This is a genomic window from Janthinobacterium sp. GW822-FHT07H11, from assembly GCF_058798615.1.
Map to the genome: position 1 here is coordinate 3,792,456 of NZ_CM179507.1, position 23,711 is coordinate 3,816,166.

Below are 23,711 nucleotides of genomic sequence, written 5' to 3' on the forward strand. Positions count from 1 at the left end.
CCATAGCGCAGACCCTGCGCATGGGCGTGCCCACGCCCTCTTCCTATTGCGCGCGCTGCGGCAAGACCCAGTCCGGCCGGATGTAATGGCAGGTGTAGCCATGCGGCAAGCGCTGCAGATAATCCTGGTGCTCCGCTTCCGCTTCCCAGAACGGGCCGGCCGGCGCCACTTCGGTCACCACCTTGCCGGGCCACAGGCCGGAGGCGTCGACGTCGCGGATGGTGTCTTCGGCCACGCGTTTTTGCTCGTCGCTGGTGTAAAAGATGGCCGAACGGTAGCTGCTGCCGCGGTCGTTGCCCTGCCGGTCTTCCGTGCTGGGGTCGTGGATCTGGAAGAAAAATTCCAGGATCTTGCGGTAGCTGATGGTGTTCGGGTCGAACAGGATTTCGATGGCTTCCGCATGCGTGCCGTGGTTGCGGTAGGTGGCGTTGGCCACGTCGCCGCCGCTGTAGCCCACGCGCGTGGCCAGCACGCCCGGATAGCGGCGCAGCAAGTCCTGCACGCCCCAGAAGCAGCCGCCGGCCAGGATCGCGGTTTCCTTGTCTTGTGTCATGTTGTTCATTCCTTGATCTGAGATGCTGGTATTAATCGTCCATCTTACCCTGTCGCGCGATTTTCTTCAGCGCGCCAGCAAGCGTTTCAGCTGCGCCGCCTGGTAGGCGCCGATGGCGTCGTTGAACAGGCAGCGGATCAAGGGGTCGTCGACGATGTCCGCTTCCGCCAGTACGGCCCGCGTGGCCGCATCGAAAGGTCCATCGTTGATGCGCATGTACATCGAGGTCAGCGATTCGCCCAGCACCAGCGCAGCATGGCATTTCACCAGCGGCACTTCGGTGGTCCAGCCGGGCGCCTCGCTCGTCTGCGGCACGAGGTCGATCGCATCGCCATGCGTGCGGTAATGCAGGACGGTGGCCGTGCCGTCATGGCCGTACAGCGCCAGGCGCCACAGGCGCGGTTGCTGGAAGTAGCTGTCTTCGGACAGTTCCATGTCGCGGTAGCGCTCAAGCAAACCGTTGCGGCAGAAGTCCAGCACCAGCGCGGTGCCGGCGTCGCCCAGGGGCGCGAAACGGTGCGCGATCTCCGCCGTGGCCGGTGGCGGCGCCTCGGGACGGTAGTCGAAATCCACGTCCTGCGGCCCCATCGGCAGCACCCACGGCAGCGGTGCGGCAGGCGCCAGGCCATGCGCGTCGAGCAGCACGGACGTGGACGGATCGAGGCGGAAGATGTGCGCATCGGGCAGCGCGGCGCCGATCTCCTGCGCAAACTGGCGGTAGGTGACCGGGAACATCGCGTGGTTGTACCAGGACCAGTCTTCCTGCACGAACTGGCAGGAACTGGGCACGAGGTAACGGGGCGCCAGCGCGCGCAGCTGCGGCACCCAGTCGTCGGGAAGTTCGACCGGGCCTCGCGCTGCCAGCGACGGCGCGATGACGGCGAGCTCGCGCATGGTCTGGAACGGCCACAGCACCATGTCCCAGGGCGCGAACGCGGCCAGCTGCGCCAGCGTCTCGGGGCCGATCCAGGAATCGACGACGTTGAGCACGTTGAGGTCCGCGGCGCGTACCTGGAACAGCGAATCGACATCGTCATCGAGCGCGCGGCGCGGGATCACCTCGATGGCGCCCACCCGCACGGGCACGTCCACGTGCAGCCGCTGCACCTGCGTAAACCCCAGCGCGCGCAGCATGGCGAACAGTTCGTCGAAGACGCAGTACAAATAGATGGGCGTGGCGCGGTCCAGCACATCAAGGCTGTCGAGCGAGCAGTGGTCGTCGTGGAAGTGCGAAATGAAGACGGCATCCCAGCGCAGCCGGCGCACGGCATCGAGGTCGAAGCGCACGGACGGGAAGGCGTGGCAGTTGCGGCTGAACGGATTTTCGACGATGGGATCGAAGGCGATGGCCGTGCCTTCGCATTCGAAGACATAGCCGGCGTGCAGGATGCGGGAGATTTTCAGGGGCATGGGAAATCGGAAAGAACCCAAGGGCGGAAATGCCGGGGGCGGACGGGGACGCCGAGTCCCTGAGGGTCCGACCCCGGACTTTGCCTTTGGGGTAGAAAAGGACGCTAGCTGTGCGCCAGGGACAAGGCTTAATACGGATTATTCAGCACATCCATCGCAAAATACGTAAAGATCATGTCCGCGCCCGCGCGCTTGATGGCGCCCAGGGTTTCCTGCACCACGCGGCGCTCGTCGATGGCGCCGGCTTGCGCGGCGAACTTGATCATCGCGTATTCACCGCTGACCTGGTAGGCGCCGATCGGCAGACGCGTCACTTCGCGCAGGTCGCGGATGATGTCCAGGTAGGCACCGGCCGGTTTGACCATCAGGGCGTCGGCGCCTTCGGCTTCGTCGATCAGCGACTCGCGCACTGCCTCGCGGCGGTTCATCGGGTCCATCTGGTAGGTCTTGCGGTCGCCCTTCAGGGTGCTGCCGGCCGCGTCGCGGAACGGACCGTACAGGCCGGAAGCGAACTTGGTCGAATACGCCATCACGGGCGTGTCATGGAAGCCAGCCGCGTCGAGCGCGCCGCGGATCGCCGCCACCTGGCCATCCATGGCGGCCGAAGGGGCGATGATGTCGGCGCCCGCCTGGGCCGCGATGACGGCCTGCTTGCCCAGGTTGAGTACCGTGCTGTCATTGTCGACCGTGTCGCCATGCAGGATGCCACAATGGCCGTGGTCCGTGTATTCGCAGAAACAGGTGTCGGACATGACCACCATTTCCGGCACGGCGTCCTTGATGATGCGCGACATGCGCGCCACCAGGCCGTCCGGGTTCAGGGTGTCCGTGCCGTGACTGTCCTTGTGGTGCGAAATGCCGAAGGTCATGACGGAGCGCAGGCCCGCGCGCGCGTAGCGCTCGACTTCCTGCGCCAGCTTCGCTTCGGGAATGCGGCGCACGCCGGGCATGGACTTGATGTCGATGAACTCGCTGCTGCCTTCGTCGACGAAGATCGGCAGGACCAGGTCGCGCGGATTGATCTCGGTTTCGCGGAACAGCTCGCGCAGTTGCGGGGTCGCGCGCAGGCGGCGCATGCGCGAAGTGGGGAATTGTGCTGGCATCGGGTGACTGGCTTCAGGTTGAGAACGCCGACAAGTATACGCCCATCGCGCCGATTGCGGCGGGCCGCCCGGCAAAAAAGCCGCGCAGGTCAAAAATGACCATCCCACGTCTTCATTATGCGTGCAGCAAGGCCGCCACTTGCCAGCGCATGTCCGCCGCCAGTTGCACCAGCATGGCGCCGCGGCGGCGCGCGTCCGCCCGCTTCTTCGACGGCACCAGTTCCAGCTGCGGCATCCGGCAGGGGCCGCATGGCAGGCGGTAATTGCCGTCGCCGGCAGGCAGCGCCTGCAGTTCGCGCCACGCCAGGTCGTAGTCGCACGAGATGCGGCGCCGGCGGCGCCAGTTCAGCGCGATGCGGTTGGCGTTGCCGACCAGGCCCAGATGGCTGCAGCCGAAAAAGTCGCCCAGGTCGCGCAAGGCGGCCACGATCAGGTTTTTCGGCCGGCAGCCATGCAGCGCCCGCGTGGCGTCTTTTACCGCCTGCGCGCCGGCGGGCGAGCGCAACCCCTGCAAGGCGCCAAGCTCGATGGTGCTGCCGCCCGCCTCTGATCGGAACAGGAAACTGGCCAGGTACAGCGAGACGCCATCGCGCGTCAGGCGCAGGCACAGGTCGCCCTCGCGGTGGCTGTCGTGGATGGCCGTCAGCTGCAGGCGGTAAGTGGCGCCATCCTTGCCTGCGATGGTGGCCAGCACCAGGGCGCGCCGCGCCGCGTATTCCACCAGCGGCCGCGCGCCCGCCTGCCACAGGAAGCGGTAATGCCCGCGCAGCAGGTCGACCCGCGCCGCGCAGCCGAACTGCCGGCTCGCATAGGGCCGGTAGATCTTGTACAGCAGGCTGGGATGGGCTTGCGCCAGCGCCGCCAGGCCCGGCGTGCCGGCGATGAAGGCTTGCCAGCGCGCGCGCTGCACGGGAAAGGCGATGGCGCCCAGCACGGCCTTGAGGCGATGGCCATGCTGGCGCAGCGGGGCCTGCTGCGGCGCGGCGCTGTCGCCGCTGGTGGTAAAAGTATGCATGCGAACGGCTCTACGACGGGACTGGTCGAACGAGGCGCGGCGACGGCCGCGCGCAGCCCGGAAAAGCTGGCAGCACGCGTGCGCACGCCCAGCTCCGGGTAGGGCGGATGATAGGCGGGCACTAGAAAAAAAGGGGTTACAACTTGGTAATGTGCTAGCTGCGCGACGCGCAGGCGCGTTAACGCATGGAGCCCGCGGCAGGCACCCTGTGATCGCGCTTGAATCGCTGCAACAGCCAGCGCCGCGCCGGCACTTCCAGCAGGCGGTAGCTCATGCTGCTGAGAAACAGGAGGATGGCGGTAAAGATCGTCGCCTTGAGCATGTAGGCGGAGATGCCCTGCCCTGGAAACATCAGGCGCAGGGGCTTTTGCAGCATCATGGCCAGCGGCACATGCAGCAGATAAATGGCGTAGGAGCAGTCACCCAGGAAGGCAGCGGCGCGTCCCTCCAGTATCGCCGGCCGCAGCCTGGCGACGAGCCACACTATCATGGGCAGTACGCCCATCACGAAAAGACCAAGTGGCATGACATCGCCGGTGTCGCCGCCGGCCACAAAAGCGGCCAGCACGCCAAGCGCCATGGCCGCGAAATAAACAAGTATCCATGCCTGCATACGGCACTGAAACAACAGCAAACCGCCGGCAAATCCCAGCAGGCCGCGCAGCATGCCTTCATGAACATCATCCGACTCATGCCCGGTCAGATAGCGGTTCACCCATACGGCAAAGCCCCACAGCAGTAGCGCCGCGCAAAAATGCAAGGCGAGCTTCCAGCGCAGAGTATGCGCACCCATGCGCACGGCAAAGAACCAGGCCAGGTTGATGGCCACCTCGATGAAAATCGACCAGCTTGGTCCATTCAATGGGAAGGATGGTCCCTCATCCTGCAAGCATGGCAGCATCAGCGCATTCGGCACGAAGCAGGCAATGTTTGCCGACGTCGTCCCGATACGGCTCTTGATCAGGGTGAGGACGAAGGCTGTCAGCAGCGCGACGGCATACAGCGGATACAGCCTGGCAAAGCGGTTGTGCAGAAAGTCCCTGAACGGCATGCCGAGGCGGATGCGCTCTTCGTAGCTATGCGCCATGACCCAGCCGGAGAGGATGAAAAAGAAGTCGACCGCCAGGTAGGCGTGCGTGATCTTGAAGCCGAATATGACCGGCAGATGATAAATGGCGACCAGCATCGCGGCCACGCCGCGCAAGCCATCGAGTGAAACAATACGGCCACTGAAATGACCACTCTTCATACCTGCATCAGTCATGCTTGCTCCGGATATCCGCCTGTCGAATTGGCGCAACGCGCCAGTAATGAACCAGGCAGATATGGCGATCACTCCATGCGGCGGCACGACGACGGACAGATTCTGCCGACAAGGGGATACGCCACAAAAAGTATCAAAATTATATCATGATGTTTTATTTAGAAGCAAATAATGCAACTTTTTATCGTCATGAGCGGCTACCAGCAAGGCAGCATCAGTGGACAATGGGGCTGGCTAGCCTGAGCCGCAGCCGCAAACCCGGCGCCGCGTCCTCGATCTCCAGGCTGCCGCCATGCAGGGCGGCGATGGCGTCCACGATGGACAGGCCCAGGCCATTGCCGGGCAGATGGCGGCTCTTGTCGAGGCGGTAAAAGCGCTGCGTCAGCTTCGGCAGTTCTTGCGCCGGCACGCCGGGACCGTTGTCGCGCACGGCCAGCCAGCCGCCGTGCGCGTCCAGGCCGGCGGACACCTCGACCGTGGCGCCGGCGCCCGCATACTTGATGGCATTATCGACCAGGCTGGCCAGCGCGCTGCCCAGCAGGTTGCGGTCGCCGCGCGCCGGCACGGCATCGCCATACATCTGCACCAGCAGCACGCCCTGCTCGTCGGCCGTCGCCTCGTACATTTCCACGATATCGGCGCCGATCTGCTGCAGGTCGATGTCGTCGAAATTCTCGGGGCGCATGCCCGATTCGGCCGCCGCGATCTGCAGCAGCTTGTCGAACACGCGCGTCAGGTCGTCGATATCGTCGATGGCCGCCTGCGCCGCGCCTGCATAGGCCGCCACCGTCTGCTGCTGGCGCAAGGCGCCATCGAGCTTGTTGCGGATGCGTCCCAGCGGCGTGCGCAAGTCGTGCGCGATGGCGTTCGACACGTGGCGCACCCCTTCCATCAGGTGCTCGATGCGGTCCAGCATGCGGTTGATGTCGCGGCTCAGCAAACCGAATTCGTCCTCGCTGGAGACGGGGATGCGCCGGCTCAGGTCTCCCGCCTCGATCTCGGCCGCCGTGCGGCGGATCTGGCCGATGCGCGCCTCGAGCTGGCGGCGGAACAGCCAGGCGCCGGCCACGGCCAGCAGCACGGCGGCGCCGCCGCCAAAGGCCAGCGAACGCAGCACCAGGGTGCGGATCGACTCGCCCTCCTCCATGTCGCGCCCGACGAACAGGCGCGCACCGCCGTCGAGGTCGCGGATCAGCAGGCGCGCGGGCACGCGAAGGCCTTCGCGCGTGACATCGCGGTGCAGCAGCTGGCCCACGGGACTGGCCGCGTCGGGCCAGGCCGACAGGTTGCCGGCCACGCGGCGGCCGTCGGCGCCGACGAGCAGGAAAATCTCCGTGTCGCTGTCCGTGCGGTCCGTCAGCAGGTGGGCGATTTCCGCGGCCGCGCGCGTGCCGTCACCGGCCACGTACAGGGCGGCCAGGCGCTCGGAAAGCAGCACCAGCTTGCGGTCCACGCTGCGGTCAAGCACGCCGATGGTGCCAAAATAGAAGACGGCGCAGACGATGGCGATCGACAGCGCCACCAGCACGCCATAGCCGAGCGCCAGACGCGCGGCGATGGAGCGGTGCAGATTACGCACTATCGAGCACGCCCAGCGTGTAGCCGACGCCGCGCACCGTGTGGATCAGCGGCGGCGAGAATTCCTTGTCGACCTTGGTGCGCAGGCGGCTTACCTGCACATCGATGACATTCGTCTGCGGGTCGAAATGATAGTCCCACACGGCTTCGAGCAGCATGGCGCGCGTGACGGACTGGCCCTGGTGGCGCATCAGGTATTCGAGCAGGCGAAATTCGCGCGGCTGCAGGGCGATCTGGCGGCTGGCGCGCGTCACGCGCATGGTGCGCATGTCGAGCACCAGGTCGGCCACCTGCAGCTGCGTCGATTCGGGCACGGGCGCGGCGCGCCGCAGCAGCGCCTCGATGCGCGCCAGCAGTTCGGCGATGGCGAACGGCTTCGACAGGTAGTCGTCGCCGCCGCTGCGCAGGCCGCGCACGCGCTCGTCGACGCTGGACAAGGCCGACAGCACCAGCACGGGCGTGTTGCGCCCCATGCCGCGCAGGCGCGCGACGATGGCCAGGCCGTCGATTTCGCCGGGCAGCAGGCGGTCGAGCACCAGCGCATCCCAGTCTTCGCCGCAGGCCAGGCGCATGCCGTCGATGCCGTTGTCGCAGGCCGAAACGTCATGGCCTGCCGCGCGCAGGCCGGCACAGATGTAGCGGGAAGTCTCGGCTTCGTCTTCGATGACCAGGCAGCGCACGGTAGTTCCTTGAATAGGGGTAGGATGGATACGCGCAGCATACGCCAGGCGCGCGCCGCTGACCAGCCCTGCCAGGTCCCCAGGCGTGCGCCGGGAACCGGCCTAGTTGCACTTGCCGCGCAGCTTTGCCACCACCACCAGGGGCAGCGCGTACACGCCGACGACGCCGATCGGGCCGATGTTGGTGGGCTGGCGCTTCAAGCCGTCCGGGTGCAGGCAATCGGGCACCCTCGCCTCGGCAAAGGCGGCGGCGAAGCGTTCGTATTTATCGGCGCGTATCGTCACCTGCTGCATGGCCGGCTGCGGCAGTGCGTCGCGCACCTGCGCCTCGTCGGCCAGCGCGGCGCGCACGGCCTCGCGTATCATCGCCTGCGTCATCGGCGGCGCGGCCGGGGGCGCCGCCTCGGGCGCTTGCGCGGCCGCCTGCGCGGCGGCCAGCGTCCATGTCAGCAAGGCAAGGCCACAGGCAGTTTTCATCGTCATCATCCACAAATATCAAGTTGGCAAGCTTGCTTCGACTATAGCAGCATTCGGGCGCTTCGCCACGCAAGGCGGGCGATGGCAGGGTCGGGTACAATACAGCCTCGACAATGATCCGCCGCGCCCGCGCATGCCAACCGAGCTTCTTGCGGCTGCCTGCGGCCTTCATCGACAATACACTCACGACCCACTGACGAACCGCAGGCAACGCCGCCACGCCTGGCGCGCGCGCCACAGACAAGCATACAGCCATGAAATCGACTTCCTCTCTCGCACTGGTGCTGGCCCTGGCCATCACGCACGGCGGCGCCCACGCCAAAGACAGCAATCCCAAGCCCACCTTGCTGTTCGATGAAATCCCCATCGGCAGCTGGAGCACTTCCGCCGAACTGGGTGCCATCACCACCTCGGGCAACACGGTCGGCACTTCCGTCACGGGCAAGATCGACGCGCGCCAGGAACTCGACGACTGGAGCAACCAGTACATCTTCAGCGGCTACTTCAAGGAAGACGAAACAACGAACGACGACGGGAAAAAGATCCGCGAGCGCTCGGCCGAGCGCTTTTCCGCTTCCGCCAAGGCCGCCTACAAGCTGATGGCCGACCATGAAAAGCTGTTCGTGCTCGCTTCCCACGTGAACGACAAGTTCGGCGCCTATACCAAGTACTCGACGCTGGCCGTCGGTCACGGCTCGCGCTGGTACCAGTCGGACGACAAGAGCGTCGACGTGGAAATCGGTCCTGGCTACTTCAGCGGCACCAACGATACGGGCGAATCGGAACACGGCCTGACGGTGCGCGGCGCGGCGGCCATGAAATGGAAGATCAGCCAGTCGGCCATGTTCACGCAAACGGTCAGCGTCGAGCGCGGCACCTCGAATACCCACTCGATCGCCGAGACGGCCCTCAGCACCAAGATCAATGGCACCATGCAGATGAAGGCGGCCTTCAGCGCCCGCAACGACACGCGCGTGCCCGATGACAAGAAGAACACGGATACACAGACGTCGCTGACGCTGGTCTACTCGTTCTAAGGCGCGCCCCGTGCTGATGCGGCGCCTGCGCGCCTGCGCCCTCGCTTGCGCCATGCTGCTGCTGGGCGGCTGCGCCGCCGTCACCGTGAGCGCCATTTCCCCGGCCGACTACCTGCAGCAGCGGCGCGGCGACATCCTCACCACGGGCAAGCTGAGCGCCTCGGCCAGCGAGGTGCTGCGCATCATCGGCAGCGACATCGCCGCCTGCGAGGCGAATGCCGGCACCTGCCGCGCCGACCTGGCACGCTCGGAGCTGCTCAGCGACGAGCAGCGCCTGGCCACCCTGTCGGAACTGTGGCTGGAAAGCGCGCTGGAGGAAGAAAAACAGGGCGCCAGCAACAGCGCCGAGCTGCTGGCCGCCTGGCTGGAATCGGCCCGCTACGCCTACGCCTACCTGTTCTACACGACGCGCACGCCGGGCCAGCGCGCGTTCGAGGAGCGCCAGACGCAGATCCGCGACTACTATAACTACGCCGTGCAAAAGGCCGTCGGCAACCTGTTCCGCCACCGCGGCGAGTACCGTCCCGACGGCCATGTGATCCGCGCCGCGGGCTGGGAAATCGACAGTGAACTGTCGGCGCTGCGCCTGCCCGAAGACGGCACCCTGCCCGAGGAACTGCTGCCGGCCACCTCGCTGCGCTTTTCCGGCCTGCGCAATGTATACCGGCGCGACGGCTTCGGCGCCGACCTGGTGGCCGTCATGCCCAATCCCGCGCAGGCCAGTGACGCGGCGTTCCAGGAAACGCGCTTTCCGGTCGTCACGGCGCTGATCCGCTTCGACGGCAACAGCCTGCAGGAGGTACTGGCCACGCAGCAGCTGATGGTGATGCTGGTCGACCCCTACCGCAGTGAAACGACGCGCATGGCGGGCCAGGAACTGCCGGTGGCCGCCGATTTCACGGCCGGCTACGGCCTGTGGCTGGCCCGTTCCGGCTTCGGCGTACAGGCGCTGCGCACGCTGTTCGGCCGCGCCGACGGCATTTCGCGTCCGCAGGTGCACCTGATGCAGCCCTACGACCCGGACAAGCGCACCATCGTCATGCTGCACGGCCTGGCCAGCAGCCCGGAAGCGTGGATCAATGTGGCGAATGAACTGATGGGCGACGAGCAGCTGCGCCGCCGCTACCAGATCTGGCAGGTGTACTACCCGAGCAATGCGCCGCTGGCGGCCAACAACGTGGCCATCCGCAAGGCGCTGGAGGCCACGCTGGCCCATTTCGCCCCTTCGGCCACGGCCGGCGCAGCGAACGACATGGTCTTGATCGGCCACAGCATGGGCGGCGTGCTGGCGCGCCTGATGGTCTCGGATGCCAGCAACACCCTGCTCGACGCCATCACGGAAGAATACCATTTGAAGGGCAAGAAGGCGGAAAAGGTGCGCGCCGGACTGGCGCCCTACCTCAATTTCACGGCCATGCCGCAGGTGAACCGCGCCATCTTCATCGCCGCGCCGCACCGCGGCACCTCGTTCGCCAACCACAAGGTGGCGCGCTGGATCGCCAACCTGGTGACCTTGCCCATCACCATGCTGGACCAGCTGGCCGACGCGGCCGGCAGCCTGGCGCAGCTCGACACGGGCAGCAGCGAGCCGCTGCGCATCCCCAACAGCATCGACAACCTCAGCGACAAGGACCCGTTCGTGCGCCTGGTCGCCGACCTGCCCATCAGCCCGAAAGTGCGCTACTACTCGATCATGGGCAACGACACGCCGCAGCTGCCCCTCGCCGAGTCGAGCGACGGCGTGGTGCCCTACGCCAGCGCCCACCTCGACGGCGCGCAGTCGGAAAAGGTCATCCCGTCCTGGCACAGCGTGCAGGAAAGCCCGCAGGCCATCCTGGAGATACGGCGGATCTTGCGGCTGCCGGACAGCTTGCCCTGATCGGCCGCATATAGCTCGCTGTCTGATGCAGGAAACATACGCTTTTCGCTTGATAAAGTTGCGAAACATGATAATCTTGTGTGTAAGACGCCTGGCGTATATACCCGAGGAGCGAACATGACAGCGCATCTGCATTACGACACCCTGGCGCCCGAACGCCAGGAATGGACCGACAATGACCTGCGGGTAGTGGAGCAATTCTCGCAATTGGTGAGCGCACAACTCGACATAGTGGCGCAAGGTCCCGAGCGCGAGCGCCTGATCGACCTGGCCACGCGCGCGCTCGATGCGGCGCGCGCCTCGCTGCGCGCCGCCCCGCCATCGATACCGCTGCAACTTCCCGTGTCAAAACTCAAGGTTTCCGATGTCATTAGGCAAGGATGGGTGGAACTGTCGCAGGCGTCGCTGTATCGCGCCGTGGAAAGCCAGCGGTTCTATTGCGTGACGCCCAAGGGACGCAGTATCGGCAAGGAGTTTCCGGCTTGGCAATTTGTCCAGCCCGTGCCGGAACTGATCGCGCCCGTGCTGGCCATCCTCGCCGGCCAGCCCGGTAGTGACATCCATGCCTTCTGGGTCAGCAGCGCAGACGAACTCAACGAACTGTCGCCGGCGGAGTTGCTTGCAGGCAAATCGTTCGAAACGCGGGCCGAAGTGCATCCCAGTCAGCAAACGCTGCTGGATCTGCCAGCCAGCGGGAGATTGCGCAAGGTGCTGGCGGCGGCGAAGTGGCAGCATAGGGGCATGGCCGATATCGTAGGCTAGCCCCGCATGACGCTGCAACTGAAAGATACGCCTGTCCCGCCAGAAATGACCGCGCGCCTGCCGGCGCTGGCATCGCTGCGCGCTGAATTATTGAGTAATATCATTACCCTTCGCACAGGCCAGGCTGTGGTGCGCGCAGCGTGGAACGCGGCATCGATCTGGCCGTTGAAAGTCCAGCGCACCTACCGCTTCGGCCCGCCCGCCGAGCTGGCTGGTCCGAACGGCTTCCCCTATCACTGGGTGTATCTTGCGGACGATGCCTATACGGCTGCCTGGGAAGCCCAGCTTTGCCGTAACGACGCCACGCGCCCGGGCACCTTTTACATCGAGCACAATGCGCCACAAGCGCTGATCGCCACCTTGTCATTCAGCGCCCCGCTGCAATTGTTCGACCTGACCGGGCTGGCCGCCAGCCGCCTGGGCATCTACGATCAATTGCGCAGTCCCGATCACGGCTGGTGCCAATGGCTGGGCTGGCAACTGGACCAGGTCATCGCGCAGGAGGCAGGCGCGATGCATGGCTTCGTGTATCCATCGCGCCGGCAACCCGGCAAACTTGCCTATGCGATATCTTCTCGCCATATGGCGGCATTGGGCACGAGCATGGCATGCTCACACGTGCAATTCGGCAACACTGAAGCCTATGCGCGCTTGCTGGCTAACCGCCTGCGCGTGGACCCGCCCTGAGCTGATGCTCGCTACACCGGCTCGCGCCACTTGTCCTTGATCTCCAGCATGGCCGGCAAGTGCTCCACAAACAGCGCCAGCAGCGACGGGTCGAAGTGCGTGCCGCTGTCGCGCTGCATGGCGGCGATGGCTTCCTCGACCGTCCAGGCGCGCTTGTACGGGCGCTCGCTGGTGAGCGCGTCGAAGACGTCGGCGATGGCGACGATGCGCCCTTCGTGGGGGATGTCCTCGCCTTGCAAGCCTTGCGGATAGCCGCTGCCGTCCCATTTCTCGTGGTGCGTGAGGGCGATGGTGCGCGCCATTTTCAACAGGCCGCCCGCGTGCTCGCCGATGATGGCCGCGCCGATTTCCGCGTGGCGGCGCATGACGTTCCATTCGTCCGCATCGAGCTTGCCCGGCTTTTGCAGGATGGCGTCGGGGATGCCGATCTTGCCCACGTCGTGCATGGGCGCCGCATTCAATAAATCTTCCGCCCTGGCCGCGCTGTAGCCGGCCGCCAGCGCCAGCTGGCGCGCGTAATAGCTCATGCGGATGACGTGCATGCCCGTCTCGTTGTCCTTGTACTCGGCCGCCTGGCCCAGGGTCTGGATCACCTGCAGGCGCGAGCGGCGCAGCTCCTCGGCGTCCACCAGCGACAGGTGCGTGCGCACGCGGGCGCGCACGATGGACGGGCTGACCGGCTTGGTGATGTAATCGACGGCGCCGGCGTCAAAACCGTCCGCCTCGTCCTTCACATCGCACAGGGCGGTAACAAAAATGACGGGAATGGAGGCGGTAGCCGGCAGGGCCTTGAGCCGGCGGCACACCTCGTAGCCCGTCATGGAAGGCATCATGATGTCGAGCAGGATCAGCTCGACCGGATTGTTGCGCGCCAGTTCCAGCGCCTTGTCGCCATCCTTGGCGTACAGCAGGCGGTAGTCGTCCTGCAGGATCTGGCGCAGCACCTGCAGGTTTGTCGCTTCGTCGTCGACCAGCAGCAGGGTCGGTTTTTCATCGGCTAAGGTCATCTGGAGTCCCATATCAGGAAAATGCGGCAGGCAGCGGCGCTTCCAGCCAGTCCAGCAGCTGCCGCAGCACGGCCACGGCGCGTGCAAATTCAAAGTCGTCAATGGCGCCGGCCAGCGCCTGCAACTGGCGCTGCTGGCCGTGCGGCGCCAGCAGCGCGCCGATCTGCGTCATCAGGGCGTCGTCGAGCTGGCCGCCCTCCAGGCTGGCCATGGCCTGGCGCAGCAAGGCGCCGGCCGCGGCGCGGTCCAGCGGCACGACGCTTTCCTGCGCGGCTGGCGGCGGCGCGACATCGCCGTCCGCGCCCAGCTCGCGCGCCAGCGCCGTGAACGCGGCCGCCAGTTCCAGCAGCGGATCGGCCACGGGCAACTGGCGCGCGACGGCTTGCTCGATGCGCCCCAGGATGCGCTCGATCCGCACCAGGCACAGGTTGGCGGCCGCCCCCTTGACCCGGTGCAGCAGGTGGCCGGCGACGCTGCTGCCGCCGCGCTCCAGTTCGGCCGACAGCATGGCAGCGCAATCGCCATTCGACTGCACGAAGCGCGCGATGGCGCGCTGCAGGGTCTCGCGGCCGCCCCACAGCGCGATGCCGCGCTGCCAGTCCACCTGCCCGCTGGCGCCATCCGCCGCCAGCGGAGCCTGCGCGGGCAAGGCCACGTTGATCTCGAGCAGGCGGGCGATTTCCGCCGTCAGCTTGTGCATTTCCAGCGGCTTCGAGGCAAAGCCGTTCATGCCCGCCGTCTGCGCGGCGCGCCGGTCCTGTTCCAGCACGCTGGCCGTCAGCGCGATGATGGGCGTCGGCTTGAGTCCCTGTTCGCGCTCGTGCACGCGGATCAGCCGCGTCGCCTCCAGGCCATCCATGCGCGGCATCTGCACATCCATCAGCACGACATCGAAGCTGCCCTTGCCGAACTCGCGCACGGCGCTCTCGCCGTCGCTGGCGGCGATGACCTGGTGGCCGGCCGCGCCCAGGCTGATGAGCAGCAGCTCCACGTTTTGCGGCACGTCGTCGGCGACCAGGATGCGCAGCGGCGGCAGGGATACCACCGGCTGCTCGCTGCGCCGCAGGACGGCCTTGCCCGGCGCCAGCGGCAGCAGCACGTGGAACACGCTGCCCACGCCCAGCGTGCTTTCCACCGTGATCGTGCCCCCCATCAGCTCGACCAGCTGCAGCGAAATCGTCGTGCCCAGGCCGGTGCCGCCAAAGCGTCGGCTCATCGAGGAATCGGCCTGCGTAAACGGCGCGAAGATCTTGTCGAGGCGGTCGGCGGGAATGCCGATGCCCGTGTCGTGCACGGCGATGTGCACCTGCTCGCCCTGCATGCCGACGGCCACGCGCACGTGGCCCGCTTCCGTGAACTTGACGGCGTTGCCGATCAAGTTCGTCAGCACCTGCTGCACGCGGCGCGCGTCGCCGAGGAAGAACTGGCCCATGCCGGGATCGACATCGACATGCAATACCAGGTCGCGCGCGTGCGCCGTGATGCGCAGCGAGGCGGCCACGTGGTCGACCAGGTCGGGCAGCGAAAAGTCCACCAGTTCCAGCTCGGTGGCGCCTTTTTCCAGCTTGGCCGTGTCGAGGATATCGTTGAGCAGTTCCAGCAAGGAGCGCGCGGACTGGCGCACCGTGCCCAGGTGGCGCCGCTGCAGGCTGTCCAGGGCCGTGCCCAGCAGCACTTCCGTGAAGCCGATGATGGCGTTCATCGGCGTGCGGATTTCATGGCTCATGTTGGCCAGGAAGCTGGTCTTCGATTCGGCGGCCAGCTCGGCGCGGTCTTTCGCCGCGCGCAGGTTTTCCTGCATGGCGCGCCGTTCGCTGACGTCGGTGGCCAGCTTGACCACCTTGAACGGCTTGCCGTCCGCATTGAAGATCGGGTTGTACGAAGCCTGTATCCACACTTCCCTGCCATCCTTGCCGATGCGCTTGTACTCGCCCGTATTGAACTGGCCATGGGCCAGCTGCTGCCAGAACGCGATGTAGTCGGGCGAAGTGACATAGCCAGGTTCGCAGAAGATGCTGTGATGCAGGCCCAGCACGTCGTCAAGCCGGTAACCGACCAGGTCGAGGAAGTTCTGGTTCACTTCCAGGATGCGCCCCTGCAGGTCGAACTCCGCGACGGCCGTCGCGCGCGAGATGGCCGTCACCTTGCCTTCGTATTCGGCGTTGCGCAATTCGCTTTCCGTGATGTCGAGGATGACGCCGTCGATCCAGCGCACCACGCCGTCGTCGTCGAGCACGGGGCCGCTGCTTTCGCGCACCCAGCGCTCGCGCCCGTCGCGGTGCAGCATGCGATAGACGTTCTCGAAATCGCGCCGTTCGTCGGCCGCCTGCACGCAGGTGTCGTTGACGCGCTGGCGGTCGTCCGGATGCACGAGCTCGAAAATGCTGACCTTGCCGTCGACGAAGTCCTGCGGCATCCAGCCCGTCAGATTATAGACGGCGTCGCTGATGAAGATCATCTTCCACTCGGGCGCGAAGCTGCAGTGGAACGAGACGCCGGGGATATTGCGGATCAGGGTGCGGTACTGGCGCTCGCTGTCCTTCAGCGCCTGTTCCATGTTGCGCGAAGAACGCATGTCCGTCACGAACGCCACGAACAGGGGTTGGCCCGGCGTGTCGATCTTGCCGATCGCCACGCGCATCGGCAGCACGGCGCCGTCCTTGTGGCGGCCATCGAGTTCGCGTCCGCTGTCGAGGATGCGCGAGGCGCCCGTTTCCAGGTAGTCGCGCAGATATCCCTCGTATTCGGCCGCGTCGGCCGGCTGCAGCAGCACGCTGGCGTCGCGCCCCACGATTTCCGCTTCGCGCCAGCCGAACAGGCTTTCCGCGGCCGGATTGAACGAGCGCACCTTGCCCTGGCCATCGATGGTGATCAGGCCGTCGGCGGCCGTGTCGACGATGGCGCGCAGCCGCGATTCGCCGGCGCTGGCGTGGCGCAGCAGCTGGCGGTAGCGCAGCAGGCCATTCGCGGCCGCCACGAACACGGTCAGGGTGACGGTGATCAGGGCCACGGCCAGGGCCACGAACGACGCTTGCACGGTGATCGTATTGTCGCCCGCCGTGGGCGTGCCGGAAAAGCGCGCCGCCAGCATGCCCGTGTAATGCATCCCGGAAATGGCCAGGCCCATGATGACGCTGCTGAGCAGCAAGGACGCCAGAGGACTGAGGCGCTGGCGCAGGGCATTCAGGCCGAAGCGTATCCACAGCGCCAGCATGGCCATGACAACGGCCACCAGCAGCGACAGCGCGAACAGCCAGGGCTGGTAATGCAGGGTCAGCGAGGTCTGCATGGCGGCCATGCCGCTGTAATGCATGGAGCCGATGCCCACGCCGACGAGCACGCCGCCCACCACCAGTTGGCGCCAGTTGATGCGCGGGCGCGCCAGCAGGTTCAGCGCCACCCACGAGGCCGCCATGCCCGGCAGCATGGACAGCAGGGTCAGGCCGGGGTCGAAGGAGACGCGCGTGCAGATGTCGAAGGCCAGCATGCCGATGAAATGCATGGACCAGATGCCGCCGCCCAGCGCGATGGCGCCCGTGATGATGGCCGTCTGGCGCTGGAAGCCGCGCTCGCTGCTGCGCGCCATGCCGGCGATCTGCAAGGCCATGAACGAGGCGAACACGGCGATACCGATGGAAAACAGCACCAGCCAGTAATCGTGCGTGCCGTACACGTACGGCAGGGGATAGGCGCTATCGCCAAACAGGGAACTGAGCATACTGTCGTGACATAAGTAAGTAGTAAAACGCAACGTCGCAAGACAAAACGGCGCACCGCGCGCGAGGCTGCCACCTGCCAAAGCGGCAATACAGCGAAAATGACAACGGTACGGGTCGACCAGATTGATGCTCGGTCATCACGCCCGCGCCTGCCGCGCGGGGGAAAGGTGCTTTTTCAGCGGGAAAAAGCGGAATGCGTGCGAACTCTGGCGCGGATAGCTGGCCGCCAGCGTGACGATGATTTTTTAAAGAGCTATGAGTATAGTTGCTTTGCGAAAATATTCATAGGACTTCAACAATGTCATGGCAATAGAGGCAATATTCTGCGGCCCTGATGCGACAGCGGCCCACCGCTCATGCTGGCGGCCACTGCGCGCGTATCGCGGAAGATGACTGATAGGAGGGGCCGTCCCGCACGGCGACAGGGATACCGGCCAGCTTACAACGGCGGCTCAGCTCGTCCTTGATCTGTCGCAAGGACCAGCGCTGCGGCACGGGCAAATCCATGCCCACCACGCGGATCAGCGGGCAGACGTCGAGCGTCGTGTGCAGCAGCAACTCCAGGCGCGCCATCGGTAGCCCGCCGCGGTAGACATCGACCGCGCCCGCGTAGCTGACCACCTCGAGCGCGCATATCTGCCGCGGCGCCAGCTGCAGCGCCTTCTCATGGCCGGGCAAGCCGCGCGCCACCCGGCGCAGCAACAGGCCCGCGTCATTGATCTCGACATGAAAAGACAGATCGGGGCCCGGCAGAAAAAGCACGCCGACGATCCAGGCGGTCAGCGCCGGCAGGCCCAGCAGCACCGCCTCGCCCGCATACGGCACGTCGCGCCAGACGGCTTGTACGATGAAGGCAAGGATCAGGGCGCAGCCGCCCAGCAGCACGCTGCGCCACAGCACGGGACGCAGATTGGCCATCATCGCCGCATGCGAGCTGGCATCGTCGGCCGGCGCAAAGCGTATCCATTCGGCGCGCGCCGGCTTGCAGCGCCTGGCGGGAATGCCGCTCAAGCGTCGGATGCCAGCATGCCGCGAAACCACGCCAGCTGCTCGCGCGTCAGGTAGTTGGCGCCATCGCCATGCAGGATGACGATCTCGACCTCGGCGGGAATCGACGCGATCAGCTGCGCCCCCGTGACGGGAATCTTGGGAAAATGGATGCCGGCCAGAAAGGCCGGGTCTTCCGCCACCGTCACGCAGCGGCGCTTGGGATTCGGCGACGGCACGAGGAACAGGTCGATCTGCTCGCTCTGCCCGCCGATCACGACGTGCAATTGCGCGGCCAGCAGTTCGGGCAGGATCAGCTCGATGTTATTCTCGGCGCGCGATTGCTGGAAAGCGCTTTTCAGGGGCGTCAGGACTGGCGTGGCGGACATGGGAGCGGTGTCGAAGTGGGAACGGCGGCAGTGTAGCAGAGGCGCCCCCGCCAGGCGCGCTCTGCTGGCGCAGCGGCTACAGCTTGTAGTTCAGGGACAGCAGCACGCTGCGTGGCGCGCCGTAGCGTTCCAGCCCGCCCGACCAGGCATAGCCGAGGCCCTGGTAGTAGCGGCGATCGAGCACGTTGTCGACACTCACCCGCAGTTGCAGCTGCTCGCTCAAGCGGTAGCCGGCCGTCAGGCCGACGATGGCGTAGCCGCCCTGCTGCGTCAGGTAAGCCGTGTCGCGGCGGTAGATCTTGTCCTGCGCAGTCACGGAGGCACCCACATTCCACCGCGCCAGGCTGCCGCCCAGCTGCACAGTCGTGTACAGCTTGAACAATTGCTTCGGCTCATCGGTGGCGATGCGCTGGCCGATATTCGACGCCACGCTATCTTTCGTGTACTTGGCCAGCACATAGGTGTAGCCGCCCGCGATCTGCCAGCCCGGCAGAGGCGAGCCCGACAACTGCAAGTCGACGCCTTCGCTCTTTACCTGCCCGGCCGCGCGGGCGCAATAGATGGCGCCGCCCGTCGGGCAATTGAGCTCGTCGGCCATGGCGCGGTTATTCTGCTTGATGCGGAACAAGGCGCCGCTGGCATTGAGCCTGCCGCCAAAATACTCTCCCTTGACGCCCACTTCCAGGTTGGTGCCGCTCAACGGCGGCAAGGTATTGCCCTTTACATCGAGCACGCTTTGCGGCTGGAAGATCTGTGTGCCGCTCGCATACAGGGAATGATGTTGATCCACATCATAAACAATGCCCGCATACGGCGTAAACTTGGCGTTTTCTGTCAGGCTGCGGCGCCAGGCGGGATTGGTGGAATACCAGCCCGTGACATCCTGCGCATACCAGCCGAAGCGCCCGCCCAGCACCAGGCGCAGCGGATCGGCCAGGCTGAAGTTGCCGGCCGCATAAATCCCCTTCTCGTCCGTCTTGCGGCCCCAGTTGTAGGGCTCGAACGGCGCGCCGCGCATCGGGTAGGCATGGGGATTCCACTGGCGCAGATCGAACACGCGCGTTTCCGCCCCTTCCCAGCTCTGGCCCGCGTCCGAATCGTCATGGCGGTAGCTGGCGCCGACGATGACGTCATGCTGGCGGCCGAACCAGGTGACGGGACCGCTCAGGCGCCAGTCGGCCACCACTTGTTGCGTGTTGTACTTCCAGCCCGTTTCAGACTGTTCCAGCAGATACGTTTCTCCATCGACACGGCTGTTGGTGGTATTGCGCGTCGAGGATGAGGCATCGATGTGCGTGATGGCAAAGCGGCTGCGCCAGCCCTGCTCCAGCCGCGTTTCCAGGTCGGCGAAGACGACGTTGTTGTCGCGCTTCTGGAACGAGTCGGCGTTGTTCAGGAAAGTCGAGCGGGGCAAGTCCATGTGGCGGCCGTCGGGCAAGGTCGGCAAGCCGACGAAGACGCCGTCGGTGCGGCTGTGCTGGCGCGAAAAACCGATGGCCGCCGTGGTCGACGGCGTCAGGTCCGCCTCGATGATCGCATACACGGTGCCATTGGTGTTGTTGACCACGTCGACGAAGCTGTCGCTGTCGCGCCAGCTGGCCGCCACCCTGCCGCGCACGCTGCCCGAGTCATTCAGGGCATTGCTGGCGTCCACCGTCAATTGCCGGTCGTTCCAGCTGCCCAGGTGGGCGGACGCATTCAGCAGGGGCGTGGCCGTGGGGCGCTTGCGTATCATGTTGATGCTGCCCGACGGCGCCCCCGCCCCTTCCATCAGGCCGGTGGCGCCGCGCACCACTTCCACGCGGTCGTACATCAGCATGTCGGCCGAGACATTGCGCTCATTGAAACCCGTGACATCGAGCGGCAAGCCATCGACATTCACGTGGCTCAAGGCAAAACCGCGCGCAAAATACGTGGTTTCCTGGTCGGACACGCCCTGCGTCTTGCCATACAGGCCGGGCGTGGCGCGTGCCACGTCCTGCAAGGTGGTCAAATCGAAATCTTCCATTTGCTGGCGCGAAATCACGCTGACCGTTTGCGGCGTGTGGCGCTGCGACAGGTTCAAGCCCGTGGCCGTCGACATATTCCGCGATGTATACAGCCCCGTGCCTTCCGTGCCACGGTCTGCCTCGGCGCTGACGACCACGGCGGGCATGCTGTCCAGGCCACCATCGGCCACGTTGGTATTGATTTTTCGCAACAGGTAGTTGCCGCTGCCGCCATCCACCACTTCCAGCCCGCTGCCTTGGAGCAACGTTTGCAAGCCGGCCGTGACGCCATGGCGTCCCTGCAAGCCCGGCGTGGCCAGGCCGTCCAGCGCCACGCCCTGCGTGGACAGGCTGACGCCGGCGGCGATGGCAAACGAGGCCAGCGCGCCGCGCAGGCTGCCGGCCGGAATGCTGTAGTCGCGCACATTGGCGGCCGGGCTGGACTCGGCCGCCAGCGCCGCCTGCGGCAAGCTGGCGCCGGCGGCGCCCACGGCGAGGAGCAAGACCAGCGCGGCGCGCACGGCGCCGGTGGTGGGATGGAGCGCCGGTGGCGTCCATGGTGAGAATAAGCGGTGCTGCACAGCCATGTGGACCCTTTCGATGGTTCGGATTGTTCTTTCTCTACCTTGTATGACGGAGCAATCCGGAAAAAGGGACAGGCAAGTAGTAAATTGGAGCATGTCGGCTTACGCCCTGCGGGCTGAACCGACCTGCCATACCCGACAAACGTAGGCCAGCTTAGCGTGGCAAGGCCACGCGCAAGCCGACACGTTCACGCCGCCTCGACGCTGATCCAGTAGCGCGTGCGGCTGTGCAGGCGTATTGGCAAGGAGCGCTGCAGCAAGGCCAGGATGTTGTCCGGGTCCTTCAGCTGGAAGATGCCGTCCACGGGCATGGCGGCCAGCGCCGGCTCGCAGCGGATCACGCCATGGCGGTAGCGCGCCACCTGCTCGAGCACCTCGCCCAGCGGCATGCGTTCGGCGACCAGCACGCCCTGCAGCCACGCGCCCGCATGCGGCGCCAGCGGCGACAAAGGGGCAACGGCGCGATCGTCGAAGCTGCCCTGCTGGCCCGCATGCACCGTGCACAAGGCGTCGGGCGCGAGCGCCGGCCGGATCTCGATGGCGCCCTCGCTGACGTTCACCTGCGTGCGCGGCGCCAGCAAGGTACCGCCCTGGCGCACGCTGAAGTGCGTGCCCAGCGCGCGCACGGCGCCATTGCTGCTGTGCACGAGGAAGGGACGCGCCGGCTCGGCCCTGTCGGGCGCCGTGGCGACGTGGATTTCCCCCGCATGCAAGACCACCAGCCGCGCCGCGCCGTCAAAGCGCACGTCGATGGCCGTGTCCGTATTAAGCACCAGTTGCGTGCCATCGGCCAATGCCAGGTGGCGGATTTCGCCCCTGGCCGTGCGGATGGCGGCGCGCCACGCCTGCCAGGGCGCCGTCTGGCTGGCCAGCCACAGGGCCGGGCCGGCCGCGATCAGCCCGGCCAGGCCGCAGACCGCGGCACGCCGGCGCGGCGACGGCGGCACCGCATCGGCCGTCTGGCGCAGCGCGGGCGGCACGCCTGCCAGGGTGCGGCATACCAGCTCGGCCCGTTTCCACGCCGCCTCATGCGCGGGATCGCTGGCGCGCCAGGCCTGGAAGGCCTGCTGCTCGTCCGGCGTCAGGGGGCCGCCGTGCAGCCGCACCAGCCATTGCGCCGCCGCGCGGGCGGCGCCCGGGTCGATGGTGTTCACAGGATCAGCAGGATGCAGCGCTCGAACGCCTGCACCATGTAGCGCTTGATGCTGCGCTCGCTCACGCCCAGGCGCTGCGCGATGTCCGCGTAGCCGAGACCGTCGACATGGGCCAGCAGAAAGGCGCTGCGCACCAGCGGCGGCAAGCCATCGAGCATGGCATCGATGCGCTGCAGGGTTTCCAGGATCAGCAAACGCTCTTCCGGCGACTGCATCAGCAGGTCGGGCTGCTGCGCCAGGGTTTCCAGCCACGCCTGCTCCAGCGACAGGCGCCGGTAGTGGTCGATCAGCAGGCGCTGCGCCACCGTCGTCAGGTAGGCGCGCGGCTCGCGCAAGGTCTGCCGGCCGTCTGGCGGCGCCGTCAGCAAGCGCAGGAAGGTATCCTGCGCCAGGTCGGCCGCATGGTCGGCGCACTGCAGCTTGGCGCGCAGCCAGCGCATCAGCCAGCCGTGATGGTCGCTATAGATACCCGCTATGGTTTCGCTCGAATGCGCAATGTTCACTAGGGACTCCGATGCGCTCAAGGCAAGGCGCGGCCAGCATGCTGGCCGGCCGCAAGACAAGCGACTCAATTGATAATAATTCTCATTATCACAAATCATTGCCTCCGGCGTCAATGCCGGCGCCTGCCTGTCCCTGGAAACTGTTGTTTCAGCGCGGCGCCTGGCGATTGAGATACAAGCTCTTCATCACCATGCCGCCGCGCATTTTCTTCGCGCCCGGCGCCAGTGCGGCCGGACAAGCGCCCTGGAACACCCCCGCCAGTTCGGTGCGCTGCACCTCGGTCTTGCCGTTCAGTTCGATCGTGGTGTCGGCGACCAGGGTGTAGGCTCTGGCCAGGTCGCCCTTGAAGCTGCCGGCCAGCCTGGCGCCGGGACAGCTGGACTGGAACTGGTACGTGTCGCCCTCGCGGCTTTGCGACTCGATCTGGCATTCCTGCTCGAAATCGCTCCACAAGTCGTCATCGATCAGGCGGTCGTGTTGCTGCTCCACGCAGATTTCCCAGGAAAACGGCGAGGTGGCGGGCGTCACCTTCCACAAGCCCGTGGCGCGCTGCAGGCGCTGCACCGGCTCGGCCGCTGTGGCGAACGTGGCGCCGCACAGGGGAAGAATAGTCATCAGGAACAGGGTCGCGCTGCGCTTCATGGGTATGCCCTCTGCTAAAAGATGAAAATATAGCAAAGGCACAAGCGTACCGGCCGCACGTTTAGCGGCGCCTGGGTCAGGCCAGCTTGCCTTGATCCGGCTTTGCAGCCAGCACGAAGGGAATGGCAAGCGGCCCCAGCAAGACTACCAGGACGGCCCGCACCGCCGTAGTCTTCAAGGAACGGCGTTTGGCAATGAACAGGCAGGCGAAGGCCGACAGCGACCAGATCAAGGCAGGCAAGTAGTCAGTCATCATGCACTCCGGATACGCCTTGGCAGGCAGGAAAACCAT

The 23,711-nt window shown here is 65.9% G+C and carries 21 protein-coding genes; 4 read left to right on the top strand and 17 right to left on the bottom strand.

The genetic code is table 11. The features are described from left to right. Positions 1 to 43: 43 nt before the first annotated feature. The 8 genes from msrA to AC3RCJ_RS16825 form a co-directional block, all read right to left on the bottom strand. The gene (gene msrA, locus AC3RCJ_RS16790; RefSeq protein ID WP_492958251.1) at positions 44 to 553 is read right to left on the bottom strand and encodes a peptide-methionine (S)-S-oxide reductase MsrA; all 510 of its coding nucleotides are present in this window, start codon (positions 551 to 553) and stop codon (positions 44 to 46) included. Positions 554 to 619: 66 nt separating this feature from the next. After that, a complete protein-coding gene (locus AC3RCJ_RS16795) occupies positions 620 to 1,963 on the bottom strand; it encodes an MBL fold metallo-hydrolase (RefSeq protein WP_492958253.1) in 1,344 nt (447 codons plus the stop codon). Between the two features lie 128 nt (positions 1,964 to 2,091). Continuing rightward, the gene (hemB, locus tag AC3RCJ_RS16800) at positions 2,092 to 3,066 is read right to left on the bottom strand and encodes a porphobilinogen synthase (RefSeq protein ID WP_099667779.1); all 975 of its coding nucleotides are present in this window, start codon (positions 3,064 to 3,066) and stop codon (positions 2,092 to 2,094) included. A gap of 115 nt (positions 3,067 to 3,181) precedes the next feature. Continuing rightward, positions 3,182 to 4,081, bottom strand: a complete 900-nt coding sequence (locus AC3RCJ_RS16805; protein ID WP_492958255.1) for a VirK/YbjX family protein — start codon at positions 4,079 to 4,081, stop codon at positions 3,182 to 3,184. A 178-nt stretch (positions 4,082 to 4,259) separates the two neighbouring features. Continuing rightward, positions 4,260 to 5,345: an acyltransferase family protein gene (locus AC3RCJ_RS16810; protein ID WP_492958257.1), complete on the bottom strand. Its 1,086-nt coding sequence runs from the start codon at positions 5,343 to 5,345 to the stop codon at positions 4,260 to 4,262. Positions 5,346 to 5,559: 214 nt separating this feature from the next. Further along, entirely contained in the window at positions 5,560 to 6,924 is a 1,365-nt protein-coding gene (locus tag AC3RCJ_RS16815) for a sensor histidine kinase (RefSeq protein ID WP_492958259.1), read from the bottom strand. Then, entirely contained in the window at positions 6,917 to 7,603 is a 687-nt protein-coding gene (locus tag AC3RCJ_RS16820) for a winged helix-turn-helix domain-containing protein (RefSeq protein ID WP_492958261.1), read from the bottom strand. Before AC3RCJ_RS16820 ends, AC3RCJ_RS16815 begins: the two co-directional genes overlap by 8 nt. Before the next feature lie 102 nt (positions 7,604 to 7,705). Next, positions 7,706 to 8,080: a hypothetical protein gene (locus AC3RCJ_RS16825; RefSeq protein WP_492958263.1), complete on the bottom strand. Its 375-nt coding sequence runs from the start codon at positions 8,078 to 8,080 to the stop codon at positions 7,706 to 7,708. Between the two features lie 254 nt (positions 8,081 to 8,334). On the opposite strand from AC3RCJ_RS16825, the gene AC3RCJ_RS16830 reads away from it, so the two are divergent. From AC3RCJ_RS16830 to AC3RCJ_RS16845, 4 genes are all read left to right on the top strand, one after another. Further along, positions 8,335 to 9,117, top strand: coding sequence for a DUF481 domain-containing protein (locus AC3RCJ_RS16830; protein WP_492958265.1), 783 nt, complete (start codon positions 8,335 to 8,337; stop codon positions 9,115 to 9,117). Positions 9,118 to 9,133: 16 nt separating this feature from the next. After that, positions 9,134 to 10,996, top strand: a complete 1,863-nt coding sequence (locus AC3RCJ_RS16835) for an esterase/lipase family protein (protein WP_492958293.1) — start codon at positions 9,134 to 9,136, stop codon at positions 10,994 to 10,996. 117 nt (positions 10,997 to 11,113) lie between these two features. After that, the gene (locus AC3RCJ_RS16840; protein WP_492958267.1) at positions 11,114 to 11,758 is read left to right on the top strand and encodes a hypothetical protein; all 645 of its coding nucleotides are present in this window, start codon (positions 11,114 to 11,116) and stop codon (positions 11,756 to 11,758) included. A 6-nt stretch (positions 11,759 to 11,764) separates the two neighbouring features. After that, entirely contained in the window at positions 11,765 to 12,445 is a 681-nt protein-coding gene (locus tag AC3RCJ_RS16845; RefSeq protein WP_492958269.1) for an RES family NAD+ phosphorylase, read from the top strand. Between the two features lie 11 nt (positions 12,446 to 12,456). On the opposite strand, the gene AC3RCJ_RS16850 is transcribed toward AC3RCJ_RS16845, so the two are convergent. The 9 genes from AC3RCJ_RS16850 to AC3RCJ_RS16890 form a co-directional block, all read right to left on the bottom strand. Beyond that, positions 12,457 to 13,452, bottom strand: a complete 996-nt coding sequence (locus AC3RCJ_RS16850) for an HD domain-containing phosphohydrolase (protein WP_492958271.1) — start codon at positions 13,450 to 13,452, stop codon at positions 12,457 to 12,459. 13 nt (positions 13,453 to 13,465) lie between these two features. After that, positions 13,466 to 17,170 carry a PAS domain S-box protein gene (locus AC3RCJ_RS16855; protein WP_492958273.1) on the bottom strand — a complete coding sequence of 1,235 codons (3,705 nt, stop codon included), beginning with the start codon at positions 17,168 to 17,170 and terminating at the stop codon, positions 13,466 to 13,468. Between the two features lie 355 nt (positions 17,171 to 17,525). Then, entirely contained in the window at positions 17,526 to 18,182 is a 657-nt protein-coding gene (locus tag AC3RCJ_RS16860; RefSeq protein WP_492958275.1) for a hypothetical protein, read from the bottom strand. Then, entirely contained in the window at positions 18,179 to 18,547 is a 369-nt protein-coding gene (locus tag AC3RCJ_RS16865) for a hypothetical protein (protein WP_492958277.1), read from the bottom strand. Before AC3RCJ_RS16865 ends, AC3RCJ_RS16860 begins: the two co-directional genes overlap by 4 nt. 76 nt (positions 18,548 to 18,623) lie before the next feature. Then, a complete protein-coding gene (locus AC3RCJ_RS16870) occupies positions 18,624 to 21,122 on the bottom strand; it encodes a TonB-dependent siderophore receptor (RefSeq protein ID WP_492958279.1) in 2,499 nt (832 codons plus the stop codon). 185 nt (positions 21,123 to 21,307) lie between these two features. Next, positions 21,308 to 22,273 (bottom strand): FecR domain-containing protein, encoded by a 966-nt coding sequence (locus AC3RCJ_RS16875; RefSeq protein WP_492964655.1) that lies wholly within the window; start codon positions 22,271 to 22,273, stop codon positions 21,308 to 21,310. Next, the gene (locus AC3RCJ_RS16880) at positions 22,270 to 22,776 is read right to left on the bottom strand and encodes a sigma-70 family RNA polymerase sigma factor (protein ID WP_492964250.1); all 507 of its coding nucleotides are present in this window, start codon (positions 22,774 to 22,776) and stop codon (positions 22,270 to 22,272) included. Before AC3RCJ_RS16880 ends, AC3RCJ_RS16875 begins: the two co-directional genes overlap by 4 nt. 148 nt (positions 22,777 to 22,924) lie before the next feature. Next, positions 22,925 to 23,419, bottom strand: a complete 495-nt coding sequence (locus AC3RCJ_RS16885; RefSeq protein WP_492964249.1) for a DUF3617 domain-containing protein — start codon at positions 23,417 to 23,419, stop codon at positions 22,925 to 22,927. A gap of 76 nt (positions 23,420 to 23,495) precedes the next feature. After that, positions 23,496 to 23,675 carry a hypothetical protein gene (locus tag AC3RCJ_RS16890; RefSeq protein WP_492964248.1) on the bottom strand — a complete coding sequence of 60 codons (180 nt, stop codon included), beginning with the start codon at positions 23,673 to 23,675 and terminating at the stop codon, positions 23,496 to 23,498. Positions 23,676 to 23,711: the final 36 nt, after the last annotated feature.

What these genes read in the sequence shown, in the direction of transcription:
- AC3RCJ_RS16835 (WP_492958293.1), top strand. Translation starts at nt 9,134, where the DNA reads ATGCGGCGCCTGCGCGCCTGCGCCCTCGCTTGCGCCATGCTGCTGCTG.
- AC3RCJ_RS16825 (WP_492958263.1), bottom strand. Translation starts at nt 8,080, where the DNA reads ATGAAAACTGCCTGTGGCCTTGCCTTGCTGACATGGACGCTGGCCGCC.
- AC3RCJ_RS16840 (WP_492958267.1), top strand. Translation starts at nt 11,114, where the DNA reads ATGACAGCGCATCTGCATTACGACACCCTGGCGCCCGAACGCCAGGAA.
- AC3RCJ_RS16795 (WP_492958253.1), bottom strand. Translation starts at nt 1,963, where the DNA reads ATGCCCCTGAAAATCTCCCGCATCCTGCACGCCGGCTATGTCTTCGAA.
- AC3RCJ_RS16890 (WP_492964248.1), bottom strand. Translation starts at nt 23,675, where the DNA reads ATGATGACTGACTACTTGCCTGCCTTGATCTGGTCGCTGTCGGCCTTC.
- hemB (WP_099667779.1), bottom strand. Translation starts at nt 3,066, where the DNA reads ATGCCAGCACAATTCCCCACTTCGCGCATGCGCCGCCTGCGCGCGACC.
- AC3RCJ_RS16810 (WP_492958257.1), bottom strand. Translation starts at nt 5,345, where the DNA reads ATGACTGATGCAGGTATGAAGAGTGGTCATTTCAGTGGCCGTATTGTT.
- AC3RCJ_RS16845 (WP_492958269.1), top strand. Translation starts at nt 11,765, where the DNA reads ATGACGCTGCAACTGAAAGATACGCCTGTCCCGCCAGAAATGACCGCG.
- AC3RCJ_RS16805 (WP_492958255.1), bottom strand. Translation starts at nt 4,081, where the DNA reads ATGCATACTTTTACCACCAGCGGCGACAGCGCCGCGCCGCAGCAGGCC.
- AC3RCJ_RS16855 (WP_492958273.1), bottom strand. Translation starts at nt 17,170, where the DNA reads ATGCTCAGTTCCCTGTTTGGCGATAGCGCCTATCCCCTGCCGTACGTG.
- AC3RCJ_RS16870 (WP_492958279.1), bottom strand. Translation starts at nt 21,122, where the DNA reads ATGGCTGTGCAGCACCGCTTATTCTCACCATGGACGCCACCGGCGCTC.
- AC3RCJ_RS16830 (WP_492958265.1), top strand. Translation starts at nt 8,335, where the DNA reads ATGAAATCGACTTCCTCTCTCGCACTGGTGCTGGCCCTGGCCATCACG.
- AC3RCJ_RS16850 (WP_492958271.1), bottom strand. Translation starts at nt 13,452, where the DNA reads ATGACCTTAGCCGATGAAAAACCGACCCTGCTGCTGGTCGACGACGAA.
- msrA (WP_492958251.1), bottom strand. Translation starts at nt 553, where the DNA reads ATGACACAAGACAAGGAAACCGCGATCCTGGCCGGCGGCTGCTTCTGG.
- AC3RCJ_RS16885 (WP_492964249.1), bottom strand. Translation starts at nt 23,419, where the DNA reads ATGAAGCGCAGCGCGACCCTGTTCCTGATGACTATTCTTCCCCTGTGC.
- AC3RCJ_RS16865 (WP_492958277.1), bottom strand. Translation starts at nt 18,547, where the DNA reads ATGTCCGCCACGCCAGTCCTGACGCCCCTGAAAAGCGCTTTCCAGCAA.